Source organism: Sporolactobacillus sp. KGMB 08714 (assembly GCF_036598985.1).
Lineage (GTDB): Bacteria > Bacillota > Bacilli > Bacillales > Sporolactobacillaceae > Sporolactobacillus.
Genome location: NZ_JAUUBW010000073.1, coordinates 17,171 through 43,039 on the forward strand (window position 1 = coordinate 17,171; position 25,869 = coordinate 43,039).

Below are 25,869 nucleotides of genomic sequence, written 5' to 3' on the forward strand. Positions count from 1 at the left end.
CCTGTTTAAAATGGATTAATCGAATTCATAATCTGCTGAATGATGACGATGAGATATTGTTTCAGTATGACAAAGAGAATGATATTATAGACAACCTGGCATGCCGTGATCAGATAAAAAGTATCAAAGCCCGACGGCTTGCAAAAAGAATACAGAGTCATAAAAAATGCGATCTGCAGGCCGATGAGAAGCAGAGAGAAAAGATAGATGTAACTGGATTCAAAGATAAAGGGAAGAATGATCATGGCTGCCGAGACCAGCAGCAGCGGGACGCACAAATGGCCTAAACGGGCAATGATCGACCGATACGTCACCGGAAATTTGGCGATCTTTAAGAATATGAAAATTAAAAGTGCATAAAGAGCAAGATAAGCTGCCATGATCAGCAGTCCCCTGATGAAAAAATTGAATCCGAGCGTCGGGGCGGAGGAAAGAAAGCTGAAATTCAATGTCTGGAAAAGCCGGTTGCCGATAATGACCAGAGACAGCGGGACAAATACGGACAGCAGCACGAGCGTGATTAATCCGTCCCTGAAGTTTTCCGAGAGCCGGCCGGGCGATTTTAACCCATTTTTGACATAGGACCAGTAATTTGAAAAAAGTTCGGTGTTGATCGTGATATCGCCCTTCGAAGCCGTTGCAGCGGTTTGCTCATGAGCCGCGCTTTCCTGATTGTCAAGCGGCCTGCCGCAATGCGTGCAGAACTTTGCCGACTCGTCATTTTCAGTCCCACAAAACTTGCAAATCAAATGAATCAATCCTCCCATCATATACTGTAAATGAATCAAAACTATTATACCATCACAGATCCGTCTCTCTTATAAATTAACAAGATTAAAATTTTATTCTTTTTCTGGAAAAATGATGAAGCGTGCAGATCGTATAAAATCCGTCTCTGAACTTCGGCGCTTTGCCGTTGCTGAGCTGTGTGTGGCCGGCTGGGAATCAGACAGCTTAACGGTGTTTTGACAGACTGAACGGCCGATTCTTCCGGATAACCGATCGTCCCGTTCGGCGGATACTCTGCGGCCTGTCCAGGAGCAGGCCCAATAAAAAAATCGGAGTGAACTTTTCCCGGAGAAAGCTCACTCCTGATTTCGGAACGGTACGCCATTAGCGGCCTTCAGACCCTCAGCCGATTTTCCGATTTTATTCTGCTTGTCTGTGCCCTTTAACCACATTTTAAAAAATTTGAGGACTTTTCAGTCTTGCCCGATCGGGGACCCATTCAGTGAATACCGTTAAGAAACCTTTTATTATTAATGAAGGTTTTCGTCGCCTGCTCCTTTTTCGAAAAGATCGGTTTTATTGTATCGGCGAAATGACTTCCAGGTCCCGCTTGTTCGTGCGCGGGCCGAAGACGCCGATGACGAAGGCGACGATCAGCATCGAAACTGAAATAAAAGCGAAAACGCCGATGACGCCGAAGTGAATGAGCAGCTGGGCGATAATAAGGCCTGAGAAGGCTGAACTCAATCTGCCCCAGCTGTAACTGAAACCGACGCCGGTTGCCCTGAGCCGTGTTGGAAACAGTTCGGCCTGATAGGAATGGTAGATTGCGCTGAACCAGTTATTGAGCAGAGTGATAATCAGGCCGATAACGATGATCCAGAACGGGATGCGCATGAATGAAAAGATTGTTCCCGCGACTGCGATGCCGAGCGAGAGAAGCACAATCAGCCATTTCCGCTCGAAGCGGTCGGAAGTCGCCATGCCGAGCAGCGGACCGAACGGATTGGCGAGCGCGATGATAAATGTGTAGAGCAGGGAATGAACGAGGGTGACGCCTTCGCTGACAAGCAGTGTCGGCACCCAGGATGCAAATCCGTAAAAACCGACGGTCTGAAAAACATTGAAAATAATCAAGGTGATGGTGCGTGAACGGTAGGGCGGTTTGAAGATTTCGGAGAACTTGCCCTTTTCCGTTTCCTTCACGTTGTCGATGATGACAGGAGGAAGGCTTCCTTTTTCCTTGGCAATCTGCCGCTCAATTTTTGCGATTTCTCTTTCAGCCTCTTCCGTTCTGCCGCGTTTTTCCAGCCAGCGCGGCGATTCCGGAATGCCGAGGCGGATCCACCAGATGAAAACGGAGCCGACTCCGCCGATGATCGCCACCCAGCGCCAGCCGTCGATCAGGAAATGCGTCGGCACGAGGAAATAGGAAAGCAAAGTGACGATCGGAACGGCCAGAAAGGTGATAAAATGGGCGAAAGCAACATAAAAGCCGCGATGTTTTGAAGGGGTCAGTTCGCTGATATAGGTATCGATGATGACCAGCTGGGCGCCGACACCCAATCCGGCACCGAAGCGCAGAAGATCGATCCAGAGCTGGTCGGGGGCAAAAGCCATCAGTATGGTAAACAGCGAATAGATGAGCAAAGAGTAGACATATCCGTTTTTCCTGCCGATCCGGTCGCTGATATGGCCGAAAATCGTGGTTCCGAGGAACATCCCGAAGAAACCGGAACCGATAAAATAGGCGAGGCCGGCCGTTGAGATCAGTCCCTGATTGACCAGAGTCACGCCGATGGCCCCGGCGAGAAACAGTTCGTAAAATTCAAACAGGCCTCCTGTTGCGATGCGTGAAATCATTTTCAGAAAAACATTGGAGGCGGGTAAGCGATTCATCCGGTCGGCAACAGTGGGCTGATTGTTAGTGACTGCCACAGTAAAATTCCTCCTTAAGAGCATTATTGTAGGCGCTTTATTGCTTGCACCACTCAATCCTGGATTATTTTCTTTTGATCTGTCCCGTCGGCCGATCATGTTTTCTCGGAATGCCGGCCTGCAGCAGAAAGCTGCCGCCGTCGTGTCCGACAACTTCTTTCATCTCCGCGGACGTCTTCAATAGTTTTTCTAGGTCGATTCCCGTTTCAATTCCTGTTTCGGACAGCATATAGACGAGATCTTCCGTGGCGATATTGCCGCTTGCTCCGGGCGCGTACGGACAGCCGCCGAGCCCGGCCACGGAGCTGTCGAACTCGGTGATGCCCTGCTGAAGCGCGGCGAGGACATTGGCCTGCGCCAGACCGCGTGTATTGTGAAAGTGGGCCGAGAAGACGGCGGCGGGGAAAAGGCTTTTCAATTCGCCGAAATAGGCAAAAACCTGCTGCGGATTCGCCATGCCCGTCGTATCGGCCAGCGTGATTTCCAGGATGCCCAATTCCAGATAAGCGCGGATCAGCCGCTCAACCTGCGCCAGCGGGACGCGGCCTTCGTAAGGGCACCCGAAGGCTACGGATAGCGATCCGCTCGCTTTGATCCCGTTTTTAATGGCAAATTCGGCGATCGCGCGGATCTTTGCCAGCGCCTCGTCGACCGTGCAGTTGGTGTTGGCAAGACTGTGCGCGTCCGATGCCGACAGGATGCATTTTACTTCTCTAATGCCGACGCTTACGGCGCGCGCTGCCCCTCTGACATTCGGGACAAGCGCACGCAGTGCGATCCCCGGCAGATCCCGGACGCGCTCGACAACTTCTTCCGCGTCTTTCAGCTGCGGAATGGCAAGCGGGTGGACGAAGGAAGTCACCTCCATCGCCGAAATGCCCGCTTCCTGCAGCAGATGAATCAGGCGGACTTTATCATCCGTTGCGATCCATTTATCCTCCGCCTGAAATCCGTCGCGTGTCGACACCTCGCAAAGTCGGACCTTCTTCGGCAATCGCATCCGGTTCATCAGATCACTCCTTTTTGGTGAAGCGCTTTCAATGTTTCCCGTGACAGGCCCAGTTCACCTGCAAAAATCTCTTCGTTGTGTTCGCCGAGTTCCGGTGCCCGGTGCCGGACGACGCCCGGCGTTTTGGAAAATTTGGGAACCACTCCGGGCACTTTGATTTTGCCCAGCCGCGGATGTTCCACTTCAACGATGTTTTCCCGGGCCTGGTACTGGGGATCGCGGAAAATGTCCGCAATGCTGTAAATCGGGCTGACCGGTACGCCGTGGCTGTCAAGCAGATCGACGAGTGTTTTCTGATCGTACTGCCGGATCCATTCCGATACGATTTTTTCTACATCGGGATCATGGGCGAGCCGGACCGAGTTTGTGCAGTAACGCGGATCGGCCAGCATGTCTTCGCGTCCCATGACTGCGGCCAGACGGGCAAATGTCGAATCGGTGCTGGTGACGAGCACGACGTATCTGCCGTCCTTCGTTTCAAAGGTCCCGGCCGGACTCGAATGGCCTTCGAGCCCCGGGCTTCGTTCCCGGACCGAGCCGGTCTGGTCATACTCGGCGATCAGAAATTCCATCATCCGGATCATCGGCTCATAAAGGCCGAACTCGGCAACCTGGCCTTCCGGATCGTGATTTTTTTCCTGATAAAAAAGGGCGCTGACTGCCGCAAAGGCTGCAAAGATACCAGCCAGATAATCAAGCAGTGAAAAGGACGGCGTGACCGGCGGCCGGTCTTTGTAGCCCTGCAGATAGGTATAGCCGCTGAAGGCCGTCGCCGGCGTTCCGAATCCGGCCTTATTCCTGTAAGGCCCGGTCTGCCCATAGCCCGACACGCGGACCATGATCAGCTTTGCATTGCTTTTTTTCAGTTCATCGTAGCCGAGCGACCATTTTTCGAGCGTCCCGGGCCGGAAATTCTCGATCAGCACATCCGCCGTTTCTGTCAGTTGTTTGAACAGCTGCTTGCCTTCCTCAGTGCGAATATCGAGCGTGATCGATTTTTTGTTGCGCGACATACCCGGCCAGCGCAGTGTTTCCTTACCGTTCCACGGGCCGACATTCCTCAGTGTATCGCCCCGGCCCGGCAGTTCGACTTTAATAATTTCGGCGCCGAGATCTCCGAGAAGCGACGCGCCGAACGGAGCGGCAATCATTGTTGAGACATCAAGCACACGGATGCCGGTCAAAGGGCCGTTATTTGGCTTCATTTTTCTTCATCCCTCCTTCATACACGAGAATAGAGCGGCGCAGGGCGCTCAAATGATTTTTAACCGCTTCGACGGACAAGGCCTTATTCCGTTTCATGAGAGCGTTCAGAATCGCTTCATGTTCCCGTAAATCTTCGGTCTGTCTTTTTTCTGAAAAAAGCGTCCATTTCCGGATCCGGCAGATCAGATTCGCGTTTGCTTCCATCATCGAGACGAGAATAAAATTGTGCGAGGCCCGCGCGAGAGACAGATGGAAGTTCAGGAACGCTTTTTTTTGTTTATCGGCCGATTCAAAATCGGCGGCCGGATTTTCCAGATCCTGTTTTATAACGGCAAGTTCCTGTTCCGTTGCCCGCGCGCAGGCGAGTTCGGCAACTTTCGGCTCCAGCGCTTCTCTTGCCTCAATGAATTGCAAAACCGCATTTTTTTCAACAATACCGGCTGAATTCAAATGATAGGACATGACAAGCTCCTGATCGCTGTTCTGAATGAACCGTCCGCCGCCCTGCCGTGAAATCACTAAACCGTCCGCTTCCAGTACGCGGAAGGCTTCGCGTACGGATGTCCGGCTGCATCCCAGATACGCGGCCATTTTTCTTTCACTCGGCAGCCGGTCGCCGGGTTTCAGTTTTTTCTCATCGATCAGCTCCTTAATCTGGAAGATGATGTTTTCGTAGACCCGCTGACATTCAACTTCAGAGAAAAACGGCATGTCGACGCTCCTTCCTGTGCCATTGGGCTGCTGGGCGGCCCAATTCAACGTCAATGTATGAGGCAGAACATCGCTTTATGAATGATTTGTGACAAGATGAAGAATGAGCAGGGGAAAATGATGGAGGAAAATTGATGCGGCCGGGCGAAAAAACGATCGGAGTTGTTGAAATAGAGCTCATTTATGCATGCGATATTTCTCGAGGGATGGGACGGCCGCTTTATTCTTAATGAAAAGGAATCCGGCCGGACACGGGAAAAAATGCACGATCGATGCTATAGTAAAAGATGCGAAATAAACCCGCCCGGAATAGCAAGACGGGCAGCCGCAGAAAAAATTTTGCCGGATGCTTCATCTGATTCTCAGGGATTTTCAGAGCAGAGAGCCTCCGATCCGGAGCGATCATGGCCGAATTCGCGCAAGCGCTTCTTGCCATGCTGCGGCCGTCAAGTGCCGTTCGGCTGTTTTTTTGCCTGGAGGCGGGCAGCCGCGGATGTTGAGCGCCCATCTTCGAAATGGGGATGGCGCTGTGCTCCGGTCCGGGAGATGGGCCGAGTCTGGTGGGACGCCCCGCTGTACTTCATACACAATAAGGTCTGAACGGAAAACGGGGATGGGCCTGCTTTGAGTGAGCGGCTGCGATGACGATGGATCTATCTGACGGTGCTGTAAAGCCGGATACCGATTAAGGAGTGATTCAATGGGCCGGATCATGAACGGCAAGACGATGGATAAATGGGCGAGCCGCTTTCCGCTCATCCGGAAGATTGCGGCGATGGATGAGTTGCTGTGGCTGAATCCGGGATATGGGAGGACGCCCGCTTCAATAGCCGTTACAGCGGCGGACGTGGCCGACGCCGAGCGGCGATGGGTCCGTTTTGCCCCATATATTAGAAAGGCTTTTCCCGAGACGGCGAGTGCGAACGGCCTGATTGAATCGCCGCTTTATTCAGTTCCGCGGATGAAGGAATTTTTGCAGGCTTCGTCGTCTGTACCGATTCCCGGACGGCTGATGATGAAGGCGGACAGCGAGCTGCCGATTTCCGGATCGATCAAGGCGCGCGGCGGGATTTATGAGGTGCTGAAAACGGCCGAACGGTTGGCGATCGGCTGCGGTTTGTTGAAAGAGTCGGATGATTACGCGGTTCTTGCAGATGATTCTTTCAAGGCATTTTTTTCAGACTATGCGATTGCTGTCGGTTCGACAGGCAATCTTGGCCTGAGCATCGGCATCATGGCGGCGAAACTCGGCTTTCATACGACCGTGCATATGTCGCGCGATGCCCGGCAGTGGAAAAAGGATCTGCTGCGTGAAAAGGGAGCGGAGGTCAGAGAGTATGAAGCCGATTACAGCACAGCCGTCGAAGCGGGGCGCAGACAGGCGGCAAGCAACCGCCGCTGTCATTTTATCGATGATGAGCATTCAAAAGATCTGTTTGTCGGCTACGCGACGGCCGGCGATCGGCTGAAGAAACAGTTTCAGAAGGCCGGAATTGCTGTTGACGGCGGGCATCCGCTGTTTGTTTTCCTTCCGTGCGGAGTCGGCGGTGCCCCGGGCGGAGTGACATTCGGCCTGAAGCAAGCATTCGGAGAAAACGTTCACGCCTTTTTTGTCGAGCCGACGCACTCGCCAAGCTTTCTGCTTGGGCTGCTGACCGGACTGTACGACCGGGTTTCGGTGATAGATTTCGGACTGGATAACCGTACGGCTGCGGACGGGCTCGCCGTGCCGAAAACGTCCGCGTTTGCCGGAAAAGCGGCGGGGCACCTGATATCGGGCTGCCTGACCGTCTGCGACCGCCGCCTTTTTCAGCTGCAGAAGGGGCTCGCCGATACGGAAAGGCATTGGATCGAACCGTCGGCCGCTGCCGGAATCGCCGGGCCAGATGCTTCTCGGTACGGAATTCGGGAAACATTATCTGCACATCCACCATCTGACTGAAAAGACCGCCGACGCAACTTTTCTCTTATGGGCAACAGGAGGGGGCATGGTCCCGCAAAAAATCCGGGCTGCCGATTATGAAAGGGCCTCCCGGATCTGACCGTTTCGAATAATCACTGCTTAATCCGGAATGTCAGTGTCCTCTTCTTTTTTGCTGACGTATTCATTGGGCACGCCGCTGCCGTCCGAATGATGATTTTTTTCCTGGGCAAGCCGGCCGTTCCGGTGTTCGCCGCTGTTTTCCCGGGATTTGAACTGGCGCTTGAATTCCTGCTCTTTATTAACCATGAGACCTCTCCTTTTTAAAGCTGTCGGATACGTTATTCTTTCATCGAAGAAGCGATTTTATGCATGATTCCATGGACAGAAAGCCGTCAGGCGTTGCCTGATTATATCATCATCGCCGGCGGCAGCCTGTCCTTAAAATTTGCTTGCCGGAATCTGCGTGCGACTGATATAATTGCCTGTATAAAGGAGATGATGGAAAATGAGCAGTGAATCGCAAATGCTGATGCAGGCGATTAAGGAACTGGATGGACATGTCAAGGAAATGAGCGAGGATGTTGACTCCATACGCAGCGACATTAACTCGATGCGCGGCGACATTGACTCGATGCGCGGCGACATTGACTCGATGCGCGGCGACATTGACTCGATGCGCAGCGATATGGATACGATGCGCGGTGACATTGACTCGATGCGCAGTGACATTGACTCGATGCGCGGTGACATTGACTCGATGCGCGGCGACATTGACTCAATGCGCAGCGATATGGATACGATGCGTGAGGAAATAGATTCGATGCACGGCGACATCGATTCCATACACAAGGAACTTGGACAGGTAAAGCTTGAACAAAAGAAAACGAACCAGAGAATCGATGATCTGCGCGACCGTCTGACCGACCAGATCGATCTGCTTCGCGAGGATACGTGGACGACACGCTCGGAAGTCCAGAAGATCAAGCGAAAGGCAAAAGTATAAATCTCTGCCTTCATCAATCCTGTATTCTCCATCCTTGGGTTTTCCCCGAACCCTCTGTTTTTTCGTCTGAATTTTCTCCCGCTTTTTATTTTGAATCTCAAATGCTTAAGGCTCTTAAATAACCGCTGTTTTAAAAAATAATTCAAAGGCAGATTGTATATGCTGCAATAGAAGCAAACAGTTAAACGGTAATCATTTTGATTTTTCGCCAGCGCCTTGTTTAAAATCCGGCCGGCCTCTTTGACGGCGCCGTGTTTTTACGGATGCCCGCATTGCCCGAGCCATAGTCAGGTGTCAACGAGAAAATCACGATACAATAAAAAGGTATCTGTCTCAGCGTCAGGCCGGGGCAGATGCCTTTTTGCAAGTTAGAGCCGATGTAAGTTTTAAAGCAGAAACGTGTCACGGAAGAGTGATAAAAGAATGGATGAACAGGAAAAAAGCTGAATGCTGGTTGCTTTTTTCGGGAGGCCGATCAGGATTTAATAAAATGCCTGCTTTTAACGGCAGCAATTGATCTCAAAATAGGAATAAATTTTCCGAAATCACCAGTCAATTCATTGAAATCTACAATAACGGCTGCAGAATCGGCAGTAACCTGCAAAGAATCAATAAGTGCGAATATGCAGAAAACAGGCAGGCGTTTTTCTCTGAAGGACGCTCTGCCCTCAGTGCCCAAAATAAAAAAGGGAACGTTTCCACTCCCTTTTTATTCCGTTTTCTCTTTTATTCTGCAGTTTCTCTGAATCGTACATTTTATCGAACCGCTTGTCTTGGATACGAAGCCGGACCCGTCAGATGGGCTGCCTGAGACAAGGCCGTTTATTCCGCGGCATCCGCTGTCTGCTCAATAGTGAGTGTTTCTGCGACTTCGATCGCTCCTTTGACTGACTGGGCGATGGTGCAGTTCGGATAAACATGGGTGAACAGTCTGCGAAGCAGCTTTTCATCGAGGCCGTTTCCCTTAATGGTGAAATGAACACCGACTTTTGTGATCGGCTCCGGCTTTTCCTTAGCGGTCTCGCGTTCGGTCTCGATCCTCAGTTCGCCGTAATCGATGCCGCGGTTTGCCAGCAGTCTCTTGAATACAAGGCCGCTGCACGCGCCGATCGCCGTTTCCAGCAGATCGCCCGGTGTGAAATCGCCTTCTTTATTAATATCCATTGTTCCGTGAGGATCCGTCAGTCGGAAACCTTGGCGATTGGCCAGCAGTGTCATGAGTGATTCCCCCTTCAATTTGAAAATATCAAGCCGCCGCCATTTTGTCAAAGGGCGTGCTCCAAATAAAAAAGCGGCGGCCTGTTTGCCAAATAGAACAGTACGACCGCTGTTCGTTCTATTAACTATATACCGTATATACCGTCCGACAATTGTGGCCGGAGATATGCCGGGATCCGGGGTTTCGCCGGACAGCGCCCGAATGGATCCCGGCCAGGCCCATCCATGTTTAATCGAGGCATACCGTTAACTTTTTCAGCTGGATCGCCGATAAAGTAAATGGGTAAAACCGGAATCGTGAAAGTATAGACAGATGAATCACGGTTCCGGCCGAGTTCGGAAAGGACGGATGAGTCATGGCTGTAAAAGACAAAAAGGCGGGATCCCGCCAGGGAAGAATGGATCTGGGCCTGCAGGCGAGGTTTGCGCTGCCGTTTTCAATGCTGATTATTTTGACGGTTATCTTTACTTATATCCTGGGACGCTCCTTCGGCGTGCTTCCGGTGGTCGTACTGCTGCTGATTGTGCTGGTGCTGGGATTTTTTTCTTCATACTTCATTGCGGCTTTCTATTCAAAAAGAATCGACCATCTGAGACAGGCTCTGGAAGAAGTGAAAAACGGCGATCTGAGCGTACGGGTTGATGATCAGGGAAGCGATGAGTTCAGCGCTCTTGCGGCCGGCATCAATCATATGATCGATGTGAACCGCCAGATGATTGAGAACATCACGCATGTTTCAGAAAAAGTGGGCGATGCATCGCAGACTTTAGTTGCCAGCGTTGAAGAGAATACGGCTTCTTCCAATGAAGTGGGTTCGACGATGTCGGAAATTGCGGCCGGAGCCTCCAATCAGGCTGAATTGATGAATAAAAATAAAGAGGCTGCCGATGTGATTGATCAGAAAATGGAAGATATCGCCGGACAAACCGAGCTGATGAAAAAGGGCGCGGAAGAGTTGATTGGGATATCGGAAAGCAACGTACAGTCCGTCGCCAAATTGCGGAGCCATTCGGAACGGACGACGGCTGCGACTGCCGATATTATTGATGCGATTTCTTCACTTGACGGCCGTACAAAAAATGTCGGCAAAATACTGGAAACGATTTCCGAAATAGCCTCTCAGACCAATCTGCTTGCGCTTAATGCGGCTATTGAAGCGGCCCGCGCAGGTGAGCAGGGAAAAGGATTCGCCGTTGTCGCCGACGAGGTCCGGAAGCTGTCCGATCAGACCGATAGCGCGCTGCAGGAGATTTCCGATCTGCTTGCAGGCATTCAGAAAGATACGGAGAATACAGTAACTTTTGCCGGAAATACGAGCAGGGTACTGGAGGAGCAGTATGTCGTTGTCAGCAATTTTGAAAAAGCGGCAAAAAACATTACGCAGGCAGTGAACAGCAACAATGAGCGGATTGCCAGCATCGTTGCATCGGTCGGCGATATGCTGAAAGAAAATAAGGTCGTGAAGAAAAATATCGACGGAATGACCGAGATCAGCGAGCAAACGGCTGCCGGTACCGAAGAAGTGACGGCTTCGATAGAGGAGCAGACGGCGGGCCTGGAACAGCTGTCCCGGCTGGCGGCGAATCTTGAGAACGATGCTGCGGCTCTTCGCAAGGATTTGAAGAAATATAAGCTTTCATGATCAATCAGTCTCAGCCTGTCTATGCGGCTGAGACAGTTACTTTATTTTCCGATATTTAAGAAAATACATAGAAGAAGCGGAGAAGAGTGGGGGAAAAAGCATGAAGAAAGACAGAGAACCCTTTAAAAAGAAGCAGCCGGAAAGTGCGGGAGGCGGGGAAACCCGATCCGAAAATGGGAAAAGAACAAGCGGGGGAGCCGCAGGCTTTTTATCAAAAGGCGGGAAGAATTCCGGGCATTCGTTTTTCGGAAAGCATGTGCCTTCCGGGCAGTTTCTCAATTTCAGCCTGAGAAAACAGCTGCTTTTTCCTTTTGTCACGGTCATTGTGATTTTCGGCCTTTCCGGAGCAGTGTTCAGTTATTTTTATGGGCTGACAACGACGACGAATGACCTGGCGCAATCGACGATGACCCAGCTGAAAACAGTCAATGCGAATTTTTCGACAATATTCAATGATGCCCAGGCGGTGACCGGCCAGGCTGCGCTGAGCGACAGACTGGCCGATCCCAAAGCCAATGCCGATGCGATTAATCAGGATTTTCAGAATGTCATTTCCTCCAACAAACTTTATCAAGCGCTTACATTTGCTTCGGCCGACAAAACGGTGATCCGTGCTCCGCTTTATTTTTACGATAAAAATTATGACCCGACCAAAGATTCCTGGTACAGGCTCGGGGCGCAGGGAAAGGGCCGGTTCGTCTGGACCAACCCCTATGCCGACAATGTCACGCAGCAGAGTATCGTCAGTGTCGCCGAGGCAGTCATGGATCACGGAAAGGTGAAGGGCGTCGTCAAACTTGATTTTTTCCTGCAGACGATCGTCAATCAGATCCGCGGGACGAAATTCGGGAATTCAGGTTATGCGGCTTTACTTGACAAGTCCGGTACATATATATCGGCCCCGAAGAATAATGAGATCGGTGCGAACGTCCGGAAACAGTCGTTTTATCAGAAAATGAATACGATGGGCCGGAGCGGCATGTTTTACGCGACAATCGACGGCAGGCAAAAACTGATCTGTTTTGAAAAAAATCAAACGACCGGTTGGACGCTCCTTGGTGTTATCGATAAGAGCGAAATTTCAAATAAGGCCAATCTGATCGCTCTGCCGTCGGCACTGATTGTGCTGATTATTTTGATCGTTGCCATTTGGCTTACGGATTATCTGTTGAAAAAAATGATCGCCCGCATCAGAAAAATCGAGGAAACTGCCAAACGGATTGAAAACGGAGATCTTACTGTATCCATTCCTGTAAAGGGAAGTGATGAACTGGCTGAACTGACAGGAAGCATAAATCAAATGGCCAGGGTGAACAGAGAAGCCTTCGAAAAGATGAATGAGGTGTCGCGCCGGATCATGGGTGCTTCGCAGACGCTGGTCGCGAGTGTGGAAGAGAATACGGCAGCGACGAATGAAATCAGTGCAACCGTCAATGAAATAGCAAGGGGCGCCTCCGATCAGTCGAAATCCATTGAAGGGAATCTGTCCTCTCTGCAGTCGCTCGTTGATGCGGTCAGAAAAATGGATGCAAGAAGCAAAGAAGTTCTTCTCGGAGCGAATCAGATGGCCGCGTCATCAAAGGAAGGCGAAGAGAAGCTGAAACATCTGTCGGTTCAGTCCAAGGCATCGTCCGATACAACCGGGCAGATCATTCAGGCTGTATCGCAGCTTGAGAAGCAGATCGCCGGCATTAACGAAATTGTCGATGTGCTCGGCGGCATCGCCAGAAGGACTAATCTGCTGTCGCTGAACGCCAGTATCGAGGCCGCGCACGCAGGCGAACATGGAAAAGGCTTTGCCGTTGTCGCCGGCGAAATCCGCCAACTCGCCCGGCAAACCAATCAGTCGCTGAAACACGTGACGGAAATGGTCAAAGAAATGAATGAGCAGACAAATCATGCCGTTGAACTGTGCGAGGAGACGGGCAGGATGGTACAGATGCAGAGTGCGGCGGTCGAGGAGACGAACCGGGCGTTCAGGGAAATCGATCGGACGATTGAAACGAACGTTAAAGGTATTCAGGCCATTGCGGGCGCCATCCGCAAGACGGAGGCCAATATTGAACAGATCAGCGAAGGATCGCAGATGATTGCCTCGACCAGTGAAGAAACGGCGGCCGGTACGGAAGAAGTCAGCGCTTCTGTTGAAGAGGAGAATGCTGCCATGGAAGAGCTCAATAAACTGGCGGGCGATCTGGATCAGCAGGCCGGACTGATGCGGAAAGCGATCGGACAGTTTAAGATCTGAAGGGATAGGGAAGACGGCCGTGTTTTGCCTGGAAAACAGGCATTCATTAAACAAGAACCGTTCTTAACGAATCAGGAATAGACTGAGTGCTCAAATCGATGGATGATCCGTATCACGTATCATGAAATTAAAGAGGGCGTCTTGAAATCGATGTTTCGGTTTCCGGACGTCCTCTTTCGTTATTGGTTGTTTTGAGATTCATCCTGTTCTAGATGGTCCAGTTTCCCTTCCTGAAAATAGGAATGCGCCGCCCGTCCGCTGTTTCGCCGTCGATATCCAGCTGATCGGAGCCGATCATGAAATCGACATGGGCCAGGCTGGCGTTGGCACCTGCTTCGGCAAGCGCTTCTTTGCTCATCTGCCGGCCGCCCCGATAGTTGAAGGGGAATGATGCCCCGATCGCCAGGTGGCAGGATGCATTTTCATCGAAAAGCGTATTGTAGAAAATCAGGTTGGTTTCCGAAATCGGCGAGTGATGAGGGACAAGTGAAACCTCGCCGAGATAATGAGAACCCTCGTCGGTTTCGATAATTTTTCTAAGTGCTTCGCCACCCCTTTCGGCAGCGGAATCAACGATTCGTCCGTTCCGGAATTTAAGAGAAAAATGATCGATCAGATTGCCGTCATTGTTCAGCGGTTTCGTGCTCGCCACCGTACCGTTGACCCCCGTTTTCAGCGGCATGGTAAATATTTCTTCGGTCGGAATGTTCGGCTGGAAGGGCGTCCCCCTGCCGTTTGTCATGCCGCCGCCCGCCCACAGGTGCCCGGAAGGAAGTTCAATGGTCAGATCCGTCCCCGGCGCCTTATAATACAGCTTTCGGAACCGCTTTTCATTAAAATAGTCCAGTTTGTCCGCCAGTGCCTGGATGTGCTCTTTCCAGGCCTGTTCCGGGTTGTCCCTGTCCGTGCGGGTGATTGTAAAAATCTGTTTCCAAAGTGCTTCAATCCGTTCCTTCCTGCCGAGATCGGGGAAGATTTTTGCGGACCAGGCCTCGGTCGGAACGGAGACGATTGTCCAGCTGACCGTCGCACTGATCTTGGCGTCGGTAAATTTTTTGTTTGCGGCGGAGGCTGTCTTCCGGCTCAGGGCCACGCGCTCCGGATCAATGCCCTTCAACAATTCCGGGTTAGGTGAATAGATATAAAGGAAAGCGGCATTGCTGTCTGCCAGTTCACGGTACGTATCGGCGCGCCATTCGGGATATTTTTCAAACGCCTGATCCGGTGCCAGGTCAAACATTGTTCGCGTCACTGCCTCGTCCGACCACTCGACGTAGACATTTTCTGCACCGGCCTCATAGGCCTTTCGCACCGCTTTCCGTGTGAAATCGGGAGCTTCGACGGGAGCAAAAATCATGACGTCCTGTCCCCTCTGAACATTCAGCCCGATCGTGACGGCGATAGCGGCGTAATTGTCAAGCAGTTTCTCGAAATGATCCATGTAAAACCCTCCCGGAAAATCAGTATTCCAAAATGTGTGCAAAAAGCCGCGAAAAAATCTTTTTATGCAGAGACCGTACGCTGCCTGAAACCGTCAGGAAGCATGCCTTCTGAAGAATTCCGGTCTCCTGTTCTGTTCTAAAAAAATATTTCCGCTCTTTTTAACACAAGCTGCCAAATTTCATTTTATCATAGCCAACTCGGGGAAACGACCCGCTCCCTCTTCAATGAAGGCGGCCATCCTTCGGAAAACAGCCTGCACATAGGGGACTTGCCGCCCATTCCCTGCTAAAAACGATCGGGAAAAAATGAAGCAAATTTAAAATTCGGGCGGTCCGAATCCAAGCGTTTGCATAGGATGATAGGGAAATTGACATGGAGGTGATGAAGCGCATGGGTGCCTCAGTTGGATATGGATACGGTTCAGGATTTGCGCTGATTGTTGTGCTTTTCATTCTCTTAATCATCATTGGCGCAGTCTGGGTATATTAATCGTTAAAAGATCCGGCGCGATACAATAAGTATTGCGCCGGTCTGTTTTTTTTTTGGCTGTTTCCCGGCCGGGCCGGTTGGGGGACAGGCCCGGCATGACCCGGACAAGTGCCGCATAGAGTGGAAAAGGGGCTTCGGAGCGGGCGGCGTGCATAAACGCGGACGATAAAGCCGACGAAATACGGAGTCAGGGAGTGTGCTGAATGATAAAAAAGATAATCCGTGTTCTCCAGGTGGCTTCTGCGTTTATTGGGACGATTGTCGGTGCGGGTTTTGCATCCGGCAAGGAAATCGTGCAGTTTTTTACCCAATATCAGGACAATGGGACGCTGGGTGCAGTTTTAAGCGGAATCGTGATCACGCTGGCAGGCACTAAGATGATGATCTATGCCCGGCGGATCGGTGCCTATTCTTTTAACGAATTGGTCATACATATCTTCGGCGATCGGCTGGGAACGGCTATACAGGCGCTTATCTTCTTTGTGATTCTCGGAATCACCGGTGTCATGCTTGCCGGTGCCGGTGCCGTCTTTCAGGAGCAGCTTGGCTGGCACAGGCAGATTGGCATTGTACTGGCATTGGCAGTCGGTTTTCTTTTCTTATCAAAAGGAATCCGCGGCCTCCTGCTGATCAATACACTCGTCGTACCGATGCTGGCGGCTTTTGTGCTGGCTGTTTTTCTCGGACGCGGTATGGTCCCGAATGCGGTCTGGCTGCCTGGAAATATCAGATGGGTCCCCGCCGCCGTCAGCTATGCTTCCTTCAATATATTGACTGCACTCGTCGTTCTTGTTCCGCTCGCCAAGGAAACTGAAGATGAGTCGGTACTCTGGTTCGGCGGCATACTTGGCGGGACGGGCCTCGGTCTGATCCTGATCCTGATCCATTTTCTTCTGCTCGGTTCCCCTGAGTCCCACGGATTCGAGATGCCGATGGCTGAAATCGTCAGGCATTTCGGTCCTCTCATTCATGCCGGATTTGCTGCAGTCGTCTTTGGTGAAATTCTGACCACATTTATTGGAAACATTTTTGGTCTGGCGCGTCAGCTGCGCAGCACATTCCCTTTAATTTCCAATATCCGCACGGCTATGCTGATTCTGTTTGCCGGTGCGTTCCTGATCAGCCAGGCAGGGTACGGATCCCTGATTCGGACGCTCTACCCGTTCTTCGGCATACTCTGTGTTGCTATTATTCTTTATATGCTTTGGATCCGGCTCCCGAAGAAAGGGGGCGGGCGACGTTGAACACGGTTTCCGGTCGGCGCTTTTGTTGGACAGGCAGGGAAAAGATATCGATCTTGGCCGGTGCATCTTGTCTTAGGGCTGATTCATGCCGGCGTGCTGCAAACGGGCGGCTTGCGTCATAAATGCCTTCCGTTTCGGTCCGCGTCCGCCGTTCCGGGTTATAAAATTAGCCGGTATCCCAAGAAAAATCGGCGTTCCTTTTCGCATCGGTTCTTTATTATTGTTCGGAAACTTTACCGCGGATCGCAAAAAATATGAAAGCGTTTTAATGTAAAAGTGAAATTAATTTTACAGTTTTTCAGTTGCAATTTATACATAAATAGCGTATGTTGTTTTTAGCGGATGTGTTGCATTAGGGAAACAAATATTCACCAAGCGAATAGGAGATGATTGAATGCCGGAACGAAGTGATGGGCGAATGCCCGTCCCGCTGGCAGAAGGAAGTAAGATTCTGAACGGCGCACCGCCGGATGGCGGAAACGACCGGTCGCAATCGCTGCAGAAAGTCATCGGGGATGCGAAAGGATGGAAAAAACTGCTGCCGTTTATTGGCCCGGCGTTCATCGCCGCCGTTGCCTATATCGATCCGGGCAACTATGCGACCAATATTCAGAGCGGTTCGCAGTATGGATACTTGCTTCTGTGGGTCGTGATCCTTTCTAATTTGATGGCCATTCTGATTCAGACGCTGTCGGCCAAGATCGGAATTGCCACCGGATATAATCTGCCTGAAATTCTGCGTGACCGCTGGCCGAGAGGCGTATCGATCTTTTACTGGATCCAGGGCGAAATTATGGTTATGGCAACTGATTTGGCCGAGTTCATCGGCGCCGCCGTCGGATTCAATCTTGTTTTCGGTATCCCGATCCTGCCGGCGGCGATCCTGACCGGCTTCTGTACCATTTTAATCCTTGCTTTTCAGGTCAGAGGTTACCGCTCTCTTGAAATGGCTATCGCATCCATGGTTTTCATCATTGTCATTGCTTTCAGCTGTGAAATCGTGTTCTCAGCGCCTGCACTGGCTCCGCTGATGGCCGGATTTGTGCCGCGTTTTCAGGGAACGAACAGTATTTTGCTTGCTGCCGGCATCCTGGGGGCAACCGTGATGCCCCACGCCATCTATATGCACTCGGGCTTGACATCGAAAAGAGTCATTGGCCGGACGCCGGAAGAAAGGAAAAGAATTTTTCACTTTGAACTGGTTGATATCCTGATTGCCATGGTGATAGCCGGTGTGATTAATGCGATTATGCTTGCCGTTGCCGCATCAACGTTTTACGGACACATCGTCATTTCCGACCTGAGTGTGGCCTATCAGCAATTCGGCGCTCTTATTGCACCGGGCGCGGCGATCCTGTTCGGTGTCGGCCTCCTTGCCGCCGGGCTGTCGAGCTCTTCGGTCGGCACGCTGGCCGGCGACATTATGATGCAGGGCTTTATTCACAAACGTATTCCGGTTTTTCTGCGCCGGGTTTGTTCGATGATTCCGCCGCTGGCCGTGATTATTTCCGGGGCAAATGCGACGAGCGCGCTGGTTATTAGCCAGGTTGTCCTGTCGTTCGGAATCGCGCTGGCAATTATTCCGCTTGTCATTTTTACAAACAATAAGCAGCTCATGGGGAATCTGGTTAACCGAAAGATCACGACCGTGCTCGCCTGGATGGTGGCCGCCGTCGTCATTGCGCTGAATATCTTTTTGCTCTATCAGACATTTACCGGCCAATGATCGCCTAATTCGCTGCATCGGCTTCGATTCGACTGTTCCGGCTTTCGGGGCGGATTCGCGCTTCTTTGTCGTTACTTAATAGAAATCAAAATGCAGATTGCGCCGTACGGCGTTTTTTTTTCGCCCGGCATGGGCAAATATTCTTTTCAAAAAGAAGCCGGAATGATAAATTTCCGACTTGTGTCATACGGGCTCCGAGAAGTATAATATAGGTGTGAAAGCGCTATCAATACACGAGGAGTGTGATCAAGATGATCGTAGGTGTGTTTGGTACAGCGTGTATCCTGATTACTGCGGCGGGTGCTGTTTGGTGGGATCGATATCACACAAAGCTACAACAAGAGAAGCGGTATAATTAATCGGATGCCGTGAGCGGCGCCGATTGAAATATCTGAAACTCATGTTCGCAAGGGGGGCATGAGTTTTTGTTATTTTCTGCGGCCGGGAGGCCCTGATAGTCAGGGCTTCCCGGCCATTTGTAGGTAAAGACCGCAGTGCCGGCCGAAACTGCGGGTGATCATTCCGTCATTATCATCATGAAATATTCCGAAGCATTCTTGTGAAACATCTTTGCCGATGAATCGGGGGCATTTGTTCCGTGTATGCCGGATCCTTTATGTGTTAGCGGGCTGATTTGACTATTTCAGCGAACGTATGTTTTATTTTCCAGTTCAATCAGAACAAATATTCGTATATAATAAGAAGAGGGAGGGATTAACGTGAAGACAGGCGATATTGTTGAAATTATCTACCAGGCGAGGAGCGGCGCACTGACCCAGCGGTATGTCCGAATCATCGAAGTGACTGAAACCTATATTAAAGCCTACTGTTTTACTCGCCGGCAAATTCGGATTTTCTCATCCATTCGCATCTTGGCCATGCAGAAAGTAAAAGACGCCTAGTTGCTTCATCTTTAATTTTGTAAACCATCTGATAAATGCCGTCATCGTCAAGCGCGCCAGCCGGTTCCAATGCATCCATTGCGAAGCGTCGGCAGCCTGCAAGTTCCCATTCCGTAAACAGGTCATTTTCCAGAACTTCATTCAGATTAAAATACTTCATTTTATCCAAAGAAACACCTCCTGCGCTTATTATATAAGGTTCCCTTTCGAAAAATGGTTCTAAAATAAAAAATTATTTCTAAATTGCAAAGAGCAAAGTCCGGTTCCATGACGGGTTGGCATGAAAAAAATATCATCTTTTTTTGGACAATATATGAAATAAATTCGACCCGTCTTTTGTCCTTCCGGCCCGTATAAAACCGGGCGCAAATGGGGAAACAGCCGTCCGGCCCGTCTTGAAGGGCGTTATTTTGAGACGGGATCCTGTGTGTTGTTCACAGTAATATCGCAAAGGGCAAATTGACTTTCTGACGGAATGTGACGTAAAATGAAAATTGTGAAGGAAAGACGGCAGGCGGCGGTCTCAACGGTTTAGGTGCGCTTGCCGATTGTACTGTAATGGGCCGTTTCATGTCCAAAATTCTAGCTTGGAGGAATAGGTAATGGTTAAACTGCAAAAGGGCAAGTTTCAGTTTCTTGAAAAGCTGTCCAACGACAAGGGTGTTATTGCCGCTCTTGCTATTGATCAACGTGGTTCTTTGAAAAGGATGATCGGTGCAGCGAAGGGTACCGACGCAACGACTGAAGAACTTCAGGATTTCAAAACGCTTGTATCTCAAGAACTGACTCCTTATACAAGTGCAATTCTGCTGGATCCGGAATACGGCATTCCGGCAGGCAAAAAACGTGATGCAAACTGCGGCTTGCTGACGTCTTATGAAAAGACAGGCTATGATGCAACCACTCCGGGCCGCATTCCCGATCTTCTTCCTAACTGGTCGGCAAAACGGATCAAGGAAAACGGCGGCGATGCGGTCAAGGTACTCCTTTACTTCGATCCGGATGAACCGGACGAAATCAATGACATCAAAAAAGCCTTTGTTGAACGGGTTGGTTCCGAATGCAAAGCGGAAGATATTCCGTTTTTCTTCGAAATTGTCACCTATGATGAAGCGATCAAGGACAAGGCTGAATTTGCAAAAGTTAAACCGCACAAAGTCCTGGAATCGATCAAAGTCTTCACGCAGGAACGGTACGGCATTGACGTACTGAAGCTTGAAGTGCCGGTAGACATGAGCCGTGTTGAAGGTGTCGGCGAAAACGAAGCCGTATATTCTGCGGAAGAAGCCCAAGCATACTTCCGTCAGGTTGACAAAGAAACGACAATTCCTTACATTTGGCTGAGCGCGGGCGTATCGACGGAACTGTTCCAGAAGACGCTTGTTTTCGCTCACGATGCAGGCTCAAAATATAACGGTGTTCTTTGCGGCCGCGCAACCTGGCGCGACGGCGTAGAAGCCTACGGTAAGAACGGCGAAAAGGGTGCCATCGAATGGCTCCAGTCCCAGGGCAAAAAGAATGTTGAAGAATTGAATGAGATTCTTGCTGAAAACGCGACACCTTGGTATGAAAAATTCGGCGGCAAAGACAAGATTGAAGTTATCGGCTGATCGGATGGATTTCTGAAGATATACAACATATGAAGTCAGGTCCGGCAGATCAATTTTCTGCCGGGCCTTTTAGATACAGGCGATCCGGGCCGGAAGAGTTTCCGAAATACAAAATAGATCCGGGTCCGGCATTCAGCGATTCAGGCGTTTCTTTTCCCCGCAGCCATATGTCTGGTCGGGATGTAACATGAATGCGTGAAAGACGCCCCATTTTTCCGAAGGGCGATATAGCCGGCTGAAAAGATCATTTCATATGTGGGCGGGTGTTAAATTCCGGAAGCGCCCGCTCTTTTTTTCCGGCCTGCCGCTTGTTCATCTGAATCATAGCGGGAAGCGGTAGTAGATTGCCGCTTATCATTAGGAAAGGTCGGAAACGCGACAAGTAATGGCCAAAGAATCGACAGTACGCGGGCTGAAATCAATAAGTGCGGATTGGGCAAGGTTTCCGGCCAGCTCCTGGCTCGAAACAGCCGGTGCGCAGCGCCGTGCTTGCCTCACGCGAACTGCTGATTACGGGATTGTGCCTGATTCATCCGCCGCTGCAGGAAGTTTATCGATCGCGGAAATGATAGCGCCTTTCAAGAGAATAGATTGCTGCAGGACGGGCCGATCATCAATGCACGGCACAAGTGACCAATGAGTCAAAGGAATATCTGTATTCTTTTATTCAATCACGAAGCAGGCGCCTTATTAACTGACGGCTGTTTTCGGAGAGCCGGGACGGGCCGATCATGAGCGCGGCGGCATGCGGAACCCGTTTCATGATAGTAAATTAAAAGCGTGGATTTCCTTTATAGAAAAGGGATCCGCGCAGCCATTCCGGATAGAAAAAGTCATTTTTTCTCCGGCCTTCACTTATAATACATTTTTTAACGGCTTGATCCTTATTGATTGCTCAGCTTTTTTTGCACCCTGCCGCCTTAAGCTGGAACAGCCTCCTTAAATTAACGACGAATTCGGAAAGATCGCTGCTGGTCATGATTCCGCGGATGGATATATCGTCGATCAGATGAGCCCCCGCTCCATGGACGAAAATAATGAGCTCCGGGTGCGCTTTTCTGAGCACATTCAGCATGTTGAACACCTTGAACATGTGTGCTTCTTCAGTCAGAGACACTGCAAGATAGCCTGCTTTTTTGCGCTCGATCAGATCGCCGATCATCGCAAGGTTCGCATTTTCTCCGATAAAATATGTTTTCCAGCCGTTAATGGCGAAAAGATCGTTAATCATCTTCATCGGCAGCTGTTCGTTGGCCGAGTCAAAATTGGCGGTAACGGCTTCGCCCATCTCCACTTTACGATCCTGCAGTAATTTGAGCATTTTCCAGTTGAGCAGCGACATAGTTGTCGTCCGGGCAATCGACAGATCGACAGGTTTTAAATCGGTACGTTTTTCAATCTCATTCATTGAACGTTCAAACAGATCAATAAAGACATTTTCAATCCGCTTACTGTCGGACAGTGCATCAAGCAGATCGAGTGCCTTCAGTGCATTGCCGTCAATGATATTTTGTATATAGTCGCTCCAGTTCTGCTTTTCCTGCATCAAGATTTCCTTGCTGTCCCAGCCGATCACGCTTTTTACGGTCAGCGACAAGTCGCTGGGAAGCTGGATCACGCGATTGCGCTCCTGAAGTTTGATTTTCGGCAGAATTTCCGAGCCGTTGCGGTTGAGCACCACTGTTCCGACCTTGCCGTTCGTAAGCAGGACCTGGGTTGCCGGCGGGAAAATGTGCACAAAATTAATGAAAGCGAAACAGCTCTTCAGGTCCAGATTATTGCGCATGCAGTCATTCAGAATAATCTGGATTGCACGGGTCGCCTGCATCGGGCTCCGATAGGATCTTTTCAGAGTCAGCGCGGAATAGACATCGGCTATTGCGATCGATTTCAGGTCGCGGTCCTGTTCAGCGACCGCATAATGATCCGGATAGCCGCTTCCGTTCAGCCGCTCGTGATGGGAACGGACGATTTTGCATGTTTCGGCCGAGAATCCAAGCTTGTTCAGCAGTTCGTACCCCTGCAGAGTATGTTCTTTTATTTGTTCATACTCCCGTTCCGTTAACTTGCCTGTTTTTAAGAGAATAGAACGCGGGGTATAAAGTTTGCCGACATCATGAAGGAGGCAGCCGAGGATGAAGCCCTTCGGCATTTTCATATGGAGGCGCCGGATGAACAGGCTGCAAAGCACGAAGACATCAACGGAATGGATGTAGCAAATCGGATCCCACTGCTTCAGGCTGTCCATCAGCAAGCCCACCGTAGGATTTGAAAAAGTGCGAAGATAAAATGAGCGGAGCCACTTATAGGATGCTTCCGCATGCAGGATCCGTCCGTAGCGCAGTTCATCGGCTATTTCGGACATATCGTTCTGAAACCGTTCAGTCAGCGCCTTCAATTGATGAGCGGTCATTTCCTGCTCTTCGAGAAAGTTTCTGTGAAAAACCGTCGTCTTCCCATTTTTAATTGAAACCTCCTGAACGCCTTTTTCGGAAAGGTCATCAGCAAGGGCGGGAGTGACATAAGTTCCGGAACGATAAAGCACGGATGAATTAATAAAGATATCTTTTGAAAGAATGCAGCCATCCGTTAAATCTGTCACATTAACAACTTTAGTCATGGTGTCGTTCACTCCCAACAAAAATTGTCCCAAATAAAGATTGGGAGGCTCTTCCGGCGGGTCACGAATAAGAGGCGGAAACAGTCTCATGGGTCCGGCCATTTTCGGCCGGAAGAGCAGATGGAAAGGAAGCTCCCGATATAAGGGAAAAGCGGCCTCAATTAATCTGATTTTCTAAAAAACAACGCCACACACATCAGTCATCTTAACAAATGTTGTTTAAAAGTGCACTGTGTATTAATCCACTAATTATCATATCGACAGGCCATAGAAAAAACTTCACAGCAAAAATGTAAAAAAAGTAATTTGCTAATAAAATAGGAAAAACGGCCTATTTTGTGTATGATGATTTTTTACCTTCTTAATTCGAGGGGTTCAATAAAAATAAAGAATAGCCGATAAAAGGGTTATAAGGTGCAAGAGCTGAAGGGATTGACCTACATGGAAATATCTACAGTCATCGGCTTGCTTTTTGGAGTGCTGTCATTATTAGCGGGATTTTTGCTTGAAGGCGGAACGTTCGTGGCATTATTTAAGGTGACCGCTCTGCTGATCGTCTTCGGCGGGACAATCGGTGCCGTGATCGTCAGTTTTCCCGGGAAAACGTTAAAAAAATTACCGTTCATCATAAAATATGCGTTCGTCAAACCGAAGGCGGATACGGGAGCCACGATTGAACAGCTGATCAGTCTGGCCAATATTTCCAGACGCGAAGGGCTGCTTGCCCTGGAAGGAGAACTGGATCAATTCAGCGAAGATTCGTTTATGTCCAACGGCATCCAGATGGTCGTCGACGGCGTTGATTCCGACGTGATCGATGATATCCTGAACCGCGATATCGAACTCTATGAACGGCAGATCCTATCAATGGGACGGATGTTCGAAGCCGCCGGGGGATTTTCGCCGACGATGGGCATTATCGGTACCGTCATGGGCCTGGTCCATGTGCTGGGCACTCTGAGCAACCCGGGCAGCCTCGGACCGGCGATCGCAGTTGCCTTTATTGCGACGCTCTACGGGGTTTCGGGAGCCAACGTTGTTTTCCTGCCGATTTTCAATAAGATTAAAGCAAATCTTGCCGCAGATGTGCTGATCCGGCAGATTAAGGCGGAGGGGATCCTGTCGATCCAGTTCGGAGAAAATACACTGATCCTCCGCAAAAAACTGTTTGCCTTTCTAAGCGAGGAAGATAAGGAGAAAGTGGAAGAGCGGCTCAGAGGCAACGCGAGTGAATCCGAGTGGTCGGAAGGCAATTATCAAGAGGCCGCGAACCATGAATAAACCGCACACACATAATACACATAAAAGAAGACATTTGAAACAAGTGGATGATCATGAAGATCTGGGAAGATGGATGATTACTTATTCCGATCTGATCACTTTGCTGCTTGTATTTTTTATCGTCATGTTTTCGATGAGCTCCATTGAAAATCAGCGTTTCAATGCGCTGGTCTCGTCGCTTAAAGCTTCTTTCCAGGGACAAACCATTCTTCAGAATATGGGCTATCCGGCCACCGATAAGGGACAGACCAGCCCGACGACGGCCGTTCAGCAAAAATCGAATGCCCTGACCGATAAGCAGCAGAAAAACGATAATCAGCAGCTGGACGCCCTTTATCTGAAGCTGAATCAATACATTAAAGCTAACCATCTGAGCCCGGATGTCTCACTGACCAATACGCCAAGAGGGATTCAGCTTACATTGCGCGAGAGCATCCTCTTTGATCTCGGCAAAGCGGACCTTAAGCCGAATGCCCTGCCGGTCCTGCAAAAAATCGGCGGTATACTGGGCGGGGTGCCGAACGACGTCTCGGTCGAGGGTTATACGGACACTACACCGTTTCGAAACAATCACTCGCCTCTCCACTCAAACTGGGAACTTTCGGGAGTACGTGCACAGACGGTCATGAATTATCTGATTCAGAAGGACAAGCTTCCGGCGGAACGGTTCCATTTTGTCGGCTATGGAGAATACAAACCGGTCGCTAAGAATGATACAGCGGCACATAAGGCGATGAACCGGCGCGTCAACATCGTGGTGATCAGGGAGCAGAATGCCAATACCGCCGAATAGAAAACATCCATGGCAAGGCGGTTCCATTGCGAGGTACCGGCGCTGCGGATCCGCTCCGTCATTTTTTTGATCATTTTAATATTTATTCAAAAAAACTATTGCATTTCCCATGAGTCATCTATATGCTTTTTT

General features: G+C 50.2%; 19 protein-coding genes and 1 pseudogene. 10 read left to right on the top strand and 10 right to left on the bottom strand.

What is annotated here, in order from left to right; translation table 11 throughout:
- Positions 1-5 precede the first annotated feature (5 nt).
- The 5 genes from Q6A92_RS18865 to Q6A92_RS18885 all read right to left on the bottom strand — a co-directional run bounded on the left by Q6A92_RS18865 (position 6) and on the right by Q6A92_RS18885 (position 5,593).
- Positions 6-749 (bottom strand): zinc ribbon domain-containing protein, encoded by a 744-nt coding sequence (locus Q6A92_RS18865; RefSeq protein WP_332239043.1) that lies wholly within the window; start codon positions 747-749, stop codon positions 6-8.
- A gap of 556 nt (positions 750-1,305) precedes the next feature.
- Complete coding sequence (locus tag Q6A92_RS18870) at positions 1,306-2,667, bottom strand: MFS transporter (protein ID WP_332239044.1); 1,362 nt, start codon at positions 2,665-2,667, stop codon at positions 1,306-1,308.
- A gap of 64 nt (positions 2,668-2,731) precedes the next feature.
- Positions 2,732-3,676 carry a hydroxymethylglutaryl-CoA lyase gene (locus Q6A92_RS18875; RefSeq protein ID WP_332239045.1) on the bottom strand — a complete coding sequence of 315 codons (945 nt, stop codon included), beginning with the start codon at positions 3,674-3,676 and terminating at the stop codon, positions 2,732-2,734.
- Positions 3,676-4,881, bottom strand: coding sequence for a CaiB/BaiF CoA transferase family protein (locus Q6A92_RS18880; RefSeq protein WP_332239046.1), 1,206 nt, complete (start codon positions 4,879-4,881; stop codon positions 3,676-3,678). The genes Q6A92_RS18875 and Q6A92_RS18880 overlap by 1 nt, the downstream gene beginning before the upstream one ends.
- On the bottom strand, positions 4,868-5,593 hold the full coding sequence (locus tag Q6A92_RS18885; RefSeq protein ID WP_274398476.1) for a FadR/GntR family transcriptional regulator: 726 nt from the start codon (positions 5,591-5,593) through the stop codon (positions 4,868-4,870). The genes Q6A92_RS18880 and Q6A92_RS18885 overlap by 14 nt, the downstream gene beginning before the upstream one ends.
- A 700-nt stretch (positions 5,594-6,293) precedes the next feature.
- Between Q6A92_RS18885 and Q6A92_RS18890 the strand changes: the two are divergent.
- Positions 6,294-7,635 (top strand): annotated as a pseudogene (locus Q6A92_RS18890) (D-serine ammonia-lyase).
- A gap of 20 nt (positions 7,636-7,655) precedes the next feature.
- On the opposite strand, the gene Q6A92_RS18895 reads toward Q6A92_RS18890, so the two are convergent.
- Complete coding sequence (locus Q6A92_RS18895; protein WP_274398478.1) at positions 7,656-7,823, bottom strand: hypothetical protein; 168 nt, start codon at positions 7,821-7,823, stop codon at positions 7,656-7,658.
- A 199-nt stretch (positions 7,824-8,022) separates the two neighbouring features.
- Between Q6A92_RS18895 and Q6A92_RS18900 the strand changes: the two genes are divergently transcribed.
- A complete protein-coding gene (locus tag Q6A92_RS18900) occupies positions 8,023-8,520 on the top strand; it encodes a coiled-coil domain-containing protein (RefSeq protein ID WP_332239048.1) in 498 nt (165 codons plus the stop codon).
- 822 nt (positions 8,521-9,342) lie between these two features.
- Here Q6A92_RS18900 and Q6A92_RS18905 read toward each other — a convergent pair.
- The gene (locus Q6A92_RS18905) at positions 9,343-9,738 is read right to left on the bottom strand and encodes an OsmC family protein (protein ID WP_274398481.1); all 396 of its coding nucleotides are present in this window, start codon (positions 9,736-9,738) and stop codon (positions 9,343-9,345) included.
- A 356-nt stretch (positions 9,739-10,094) separates the two neighbouring features.
- Here Q6A92_RS18905 and Q6A92_RS18910 point away from each other — a divergent pair, with 356 nt between their 5' ends.
- Positions 10,095-11,381, top strand: coding sequence for a methyl-accepting chemotaxis protein (locus tag Q6A92_RS18910; protein ID WP_274398483.1), 1,287 nt, complete (start codon positions 10,095-10,097; stop codon positions 11,379-11,381).
- A 100-nt stretch (positions 11,382-11,481) separates the two neighbouring features.
- On the top strand, positions 11,482-13,629 hold the full coding sequence (locus tag Q6A92_RS18915) for a methyl-accepting chemotaxis protein (protein WP_332239049.1): 2,148 nt from the start codon (positions 11,482-11,484) through the stop codon (positions 13,627-13,629).
- A gap of 208 nt (positions 13,630-13,837) precedes the next feature.
- On the opposite strand, the gene Q6A92_RS18920 is transcribed toward Q6A92_RS18915, so the two are convergent.
- Entirely contained in the window at positions 13,838-15,070 is a 1,233-nt protein-coding gene (locus tag Q6A92_RS18920; RefSeq protein WP_274398486.1) for an aminopeptidase, read from the bottom strand.
- Between the two features lie 392 nt (positions 15,071-15,462).
- Between Q6A92_RS18920 and Q6A92_RS18925 the strand changes: the two genes are divergently transcribed.
- From Q6A92_RS18925 to Q6A92_RS18935, 3 genes are all read left to right on the top strand, one after another.
- Positions 15,463-15,561, top strand: a complete 99-nt coding sequence (locus Q6A92_RS18925; RefSeq protein WP_274398488.1) for a YjcZ family sporulation protein — start codon at positions 15,463-15,465, stop codon at positions 15,559-15,561.
- A 203-nt stretch (positions 15,562-15,764) separates the two neighbouring features.
- Positions 15,765-16,805 carry a YkvI family membrane protein gene (locus Q6A92_RS18930; protein WP_332239050.1) on the top strand — a complete coding sequence of 347 codons (1,041 nt, stop codon included), beginning with the start codon at positions 15,765-15,767 and terminating at the stop codon, positions 16,803-16,805.
- Between the two features lie 418 nt (positions 16,806-17,223).
- Positions 17,224-18,531, top strand: coding sequence for an Nramp family divalent metal transporter (locus Q6A92_RS18935; RefSeq protein ID WP_332239093.1), 1,308 nt, complete (start codon positions 17,224-17,226; stop codon positions 18,529-18,531).
- Positions 18,532-19,362: 831 nt separating this feature from the next.
- On the opposite strand, the gene Q6A92_RS18940 is transcribed toward Q6A92_RS18935, so the two are convergent.
- Positions 19,363-19,602 (bottom strand): hypothetical protein, encoded by a 240-nt coding sequence (locus tag Q6A92_RS18940; protein WP_274398491.1) that lies wholly within the window; start codon positions 19,600-19,602, stop codon positions 19,363-19,365.
- Between the two features lie 433 nt (positions 19,603-20,035).
- Between Q6A92_RS18940 and lacD the strand changes: the two genes are divergently transcribed.
- Positions 20,036-21,043 carry a tagatose-bisphosphate aldolase gene (gene lacD, locus Q6A92_RS18945; RefSeq protein WP_274398493.1) on the top strand — a complete coding sequence of 336 codons (1,008 nt, stop codon included), beginning with the start codon at positions 20,036-20,038 and terminating at the stop codon, positions 21,041-21,043.
- Positions 21,044-21,938: 895 nt separating this feature from the next.
- Here the strand turns inward: lacD and Q6A92_RS18950 are convergent.
- Positions 21,939-23,663 carry an HD domain-containing phosphohydrolase gene (locus tag Q6A92_RS18950; protein ID WP_332239051.1) on the bottom strand — a complete coding sequence of 575 codons (1,725 nt, stop codon included), beginning with the start codon at positions 23,661-23,663 and terminating at the stop codon, positions 21,939-21,941.
- A gap of 414 nt (positions 23,664-24,077) precedes the next feature.
- Between Q6A92_RS18950 and Q6A92_RS18955 the strand changes: the two genes are divergently transcribed.
- Both Q6A92_RS18955 and Q6A92_RS18960 read left to right on the top strand, forming a co-directional pair.
- Complete coding sequence (locus Q6A92_RS18955) at positions 24,078-24,944, top strand: flagellar motor protein (RefSeq protein ID WP_332239052.1); 867 nt, start codon at positions 24,078-24,080, stop codon at positions 24,942-24,944.
- Positions 24,937-25,737: a flagellar motor protein MotB gene (locus tag Q6A92_RS18960; protein ID WP_332239053.1), complete on the top strand. Its 801-nt coding sequence runs from the start codon at positions 24,937-24,939 to the stop codon at positions 25,735-25,737. The genes Q6A92_RS18955 and Q6A92_RS18960 overlap by 8 nt, the downstream gene beginning before the upstream one ends.
- The last annotated feature ends 132 nt before the right edge of the window (positions 25,738-25,869 follow it).

Coding starts and splice junctions, on each gene's coding strand:
- Q6A92_RS18875 (WP_332239045.1), bottom strand. CDS start 3,676: ATGAACCGGATGCGATTGCCGAAGAAGGTCCGACTTTGCGAGGTGTCG.
- Q6A92_RS18880 (WP_332239046.1), bottom strand. CDS start 4,881: ATGAAGCCAAATAACGGCCCTTTGACCGGCATCCGTGTGCTTGATGTC.
- Q6A92_RS18885 (WP_274398476.1), bottom strand. CDS start 5,593: ATGCCGTTTTTCTCTGAAGTTGAATGTCAGCGGGTCTACGAAAACATC.
- Q6A92_RS18895 (WP_274398478.1), bottom strand. CDS start 7,823: ATGGTTAATAAAGAGCAGGAATTCAAGCGCCAGTTCAAATCCCGGGAA.
- Q6A92_RS18900 (WP_332239048.1), top strand. CDS start 8,023: ATGAGCAGTGAATCGCAAATGCTGATGCAGGCGATTAAGGAACTGGAT.
- Q6A92_RS18905 (WP_274398481.1), bottom strand. CDS start 9,738: ATGACACTGCTGGCCAATCGCCAAGGTTTCCGACTGACGGATCCTCAC.
- Q6A92_RS18910 (WP_274398483.1), top strand. CDS start 10,095: ATGGCTGTAAAAGACAAAAAGGCGGGATCCCGCCAGGGAAGAATGGAT.
- Q6A92_RS18915 (WP_332239049.1), top strand. CDS start 11,482: ATGAAGAAAGACAGAGAACCCTTTAAAAAGAAGCAGCCGGAAAGTGCG.
- Q6A92_RS18920 (WP_274398486.1), bottom strand. CDS start 15,070: ATGGATCATTTCGAGAAACTGCTTGACAATTACGCCGCTATCGCCGTC.
- Q6A92_RS18925 (WP_274398488.1), top strand. CDS start 15,463: ATGGGTGCCTCAGTTGGATATGGATACGGTTCAGGATTTGCGCTGATT.
- Q6A92_RS18930 (WP_332239050.1), top strand. CDS start 15,765: ATGATAAAAAAGATAATCCGTGTTCTCCAGGTGGCTTCTGCGTTTATT.
- Q6A92_RS18935 (WP_332239093.1), top strand. CDS start 17,224: ATGCCCGTCCCGCTGGCAGAAGGAAGTAAGATTCTGAACGGCGCACCG.
- lacD (WP_274398493.1), top strand. CDS start 20,036: ATGGTTAAACTGCAAAAGGGCAAGTTTCAGTTTCTTGAAAAGCTGTCC.
- Q6A92_RS18950 (WP_332239051.1), bottom strand. CDS start 23,663: ATGACTAAAGTTGTTAATGTGACAGATTTAACGGATGGCTGCATTCTT.
- Q6A92_RS18960 (WP_332239053.1), top strand. CDS start 24,937: ATGAATAAACCGCACACACATAATACACATAAAAGAAGACATTTGAAA.